This is a genomic window from Pseudomonas sp. PS02303 (assembly GCF_029959925.1).
Lineage (GTDB): Bacteria > Pseudomonadota > Gammaproteobacteria > Pseudomonadales > Pseudomonadaceae > Aquipseudomonas > Aquipseudomonas mandelii.
Genome location: NZ_JASCOM010000429.1, coordinates 1 through 2,991, shown reverse-complemented (window position 1 = coordinate 2,991; position 2,991 = coordinate 1). Strand labels below are relative to the sequence as shown.

The window sequence follows — 2,991 nt, the reverse complement described above, 5'->3', positions numbered from 1 at the left end:
GAGCAGGCTCGCTCCCACAAGGGGAATTGAGTCGAGCGCAAAGGCTGCGGTATCACCAATCAAACTGTGGGAGCGAGCCTGCTCGCGATAGCGGAGTGTCAGGCAACAAAGATGTCAGATTTCAGACCGTCATCGCGAGCAGGCTCGCTCCTACAAGGGGATTCGGTTACAGGCCGATATCCCATGCCGGCTCTTCGGGAAACCTGAGCACCAGAAAATCCAGCATGCTGCGCAGCGCCGCCGGCATGTGCTTGCGTGAGGCGTATACCGCGTACACGTTCATCTGCCGGGGCTCGGCGTGTGGCAGCAGGCGGATCAGCTCGCCGCTGTGGATATGCACACCCGCCTGATAACTGGGCAGCATTGCCACCCCCGCACCCGCCATGGTTGCGCGCAGCAATGTGCTGGCTTCGTTGGCGCTGATGTTGCCCTGCACGGGCACCGACACCGGCTCGCCGTTCTCCTCGAAATGCCAGAGGCTTTTGCCGAAGTAGGAGTGGGTCAGGCAGTTGTGCTGGCTCAAGTCCTCGACCCGCTGCGGTGTCGGGTGTTCGCTCAGGTAAGCAGGGGAGGCGCAGATCACCGAGCGGCAGACGGTCAGCCGCCGGGCGATCAGGTTCGGGTCAAGGTCGTTGCTGGTGCGGATCGCCAGGTCGATGCGTTCATCCACCAGGTTCACCGTGCGGTCGAGCATCTGCATGTCGATGCTGACACCGGGGTACCTTTTGACGTAAGCCGCCATGGCATCCGCCAATTGCGCCTGGCCGAACGAGGTGCTGACGCTGATGCGCAGCAGGCCACGTGGCGCCTCGTCCGGCTCGCTGACAGCGGCTTGCATGTCGGTGGACAGGTCGAGCATCTGCCGACACCGGGGCAAAATCTCGCTGCCGGCGGCGGTCAGGCTCAATTTGCGCGTGGTGCGGTGCATCAAACGTGCGCCGACCCAGTCTTCCAGCTCGGCCAGATAACGCGATACCACCGGCCGCGACAGGTCCAGATGATCGGCGGCGGCCGACTGGCTGCCGAGGTCGACCACTGAGACGAACACTCGCATTGCTTGTAGACGATCCATGATTTGCCCGCTTTCAGAAACAAACTATGTTCAAGCATCGCATTTTTTGTACTGAGTCATGCAACTAAGCTCTGTCCCCATCGCCAGACACGGCATTTGGACAACGGAGCAACAGATGATCGGCTTCACCTCTCTCAAGCGCTTTTTGCTGGCCACCGCCACCCTCGGCTTCGCGGCCCACGCGGCTGCGGCATCGACCCTGACCCTGGACGTGTACAACCCGGGCGACAAGGCAATCTTCCCGGTGACTTCGGTTCTGGTCAGCGGTGAGAAAGAAGCGATTCTGGTCGACGCGCAATTCGGCAAATCCCAGGCCGAACAGGTGGTCGAGAAAATCCGCGCCAGCGGCAAGCAACTGACCACCATCTACATCAGCCACGGTGACCCGGATTACTACTTCGGCCTCGACACCCTGACCGCCGCCTTCCCGAACGCCAAAGTGCTGGCCTCGCAGCCGACCGTGGATCACATCAAGCACACCGTCGACGGCAAACTGGCGTTCTGGGGCCCGAAAATGGGCGCCGACGTGCCGGCCAAAACCATCGTGCCGGGCGTACTCAAGGGTGACAGCCTGATGCTTGAAGGGCAGAAGTTGCAGGTGGTGGGCCTGGACGGCAAGCAGCCGGACCGGACCTTTGTGTGGATCCCGTCGATCAAGGCCGTGGTCGGTGGCGTGGTCGTCGCCGAAAACATCCACGTGTGGATGGCCGACACCCAGACTGCGCAATCCCACACCGATTGGTTGGCTACGCTACATGCCATCGAAACCTTGAAACCGAAAACCATCGTGCCGGGGCATTACCTGGGGCAGAGCGCCCGTTCGCTGGCCGCCGTGCAGTTCACCGCCGATTACATCAAGGCCTTCGACGAAGAAACCGCAAAGGCCAAAGACGCCGCTGCGCTGATCGCCGCCATGAAAAAACGCTTCCCGACTTTGGGCGAAGACAGCTCGCTGGAGCTGAGCGCGAAAGTCGCCAAGGGCGAGATGAAGTGGGGTGAATGAGTTTATGTGGCGAGTGGATTAACTGTGGCGAGGGAGCTTGCTCCCGCTGGACCGGGCTGGCGCTCCAGTGCGAAGCGCTCGCCCGCAGTGTTTGAGCCACAGCGCACTCTCAGGTTTTACGACTGCTGCGCAGCCGAACGGGAGCAAGCTCCCTCGCCACAATGTTGGATGCCAAACGAATACGCGTGTACTCAAGCCAACTGGAGAACGTCATGAGCAAAATCGCAATCATCGGTGCCACCGGCCGTGCCGGCAGCCAATTGCTGGAAGAAGCCCTGCGTCGGGGTCATAGCGTCACGGCCATTGCCCGCGACACCTCGAAGATAAGCCCGCGTGCCGGTGTGGTTACCAGGAACGTCGATGCCCTTGATGCCCACGCGTTGCAAGCGGCCGTCGAAGGCCATGACGTGGTCATCAGCGCGGCGCACTTCGCGACCCTTCCCGCCAGCGCGGTGATCGGGCCGGTGAAAAAGGCCGGGGTGAAACGCCTGCTGGTGGTGGGCGGTGCGGGTTCGCTGTTGCTGCCGGACGGCACTCGAGTGATCGACAGCAAGGGCTTTCCTGAGGAGTACAAGGCTGAGGCGAGCGCCGGGGCTTTGTTTCTGGAAAACCTGCGTCAGGAACAGGATCTGGACTGGACCTTTCTGTCACCGTCGGCGGAGTTCGTCGAAGGTGAGCGTACGGGGGCGTTTCGGGTGGGCAAGGATGATTTGCTGGTGAGCAGCGAAGGGCGGAGCTGGATTTCGTTCGCCGATTACGCGATTGCGCTGATCGATGAAGTGGAAGCGCCGAAGCATTCGCGTCAGCGGTTCACCGTCGGTTACTGAGTCACTGAAAAACCTGTGGGAGCGAGCCTGCTCGCGATAGCGGTGGGTCATTCAACAAATATGCCGACTGACCCACTGCTATCGCGAGC

The 2,991-nt window shown here is 61.4% G+C and carries 3 protein-coding genes; 2 read left to right on the top strand and 1 reads right to left on the bottom strand.

What is annotated here, in order from left to right:
• Positions 1-166: 166 nt before the first annotated feature.
• A complete protein-coding gene (locus tag QMX98_RS33655) occupies positions 167-1,072 on the bottom strand; it encodes a LysR family transcriptional regulator (protein WP_202979502.1) in 906 nt (301 codons plus the stop codon).
• A 115-nt stretch (positions 1,073-1,187) separates the two neighbouring features.
• Between QMX98_RS33655 and QMX98_RS33650 the strand changes: the two genes are divergently transcribed.
• Positions 1,188-2,075: an MBL fold metallo-hydrolase gene (locus tag QMX98_RS33650; protein WP_282412042.1), complete on the top strand. Its 888-nt coding sequence runs from the start codon at positions 1,188-1,190 to the stop codon at positions 2,073-2,075.
• Positions 2,076-2,287: 212 nt separating this feature from the next.
• Positions 2,288-2,902 carry an NAD(P)-dependent oxidoreductase gene (locus tag QMX98_RS33645; RefSeq protein ID WP_010457587.1) on the top strand — a complete coding sequence of 205 codons (615 nt, stop codon included), beginning with the start codon at positions 2,288-2,290 and terminating at the stop codon, positions 2,900-2,902.
• Positions 2,903-2,991 lie beyond the last annotated feature (89 nt).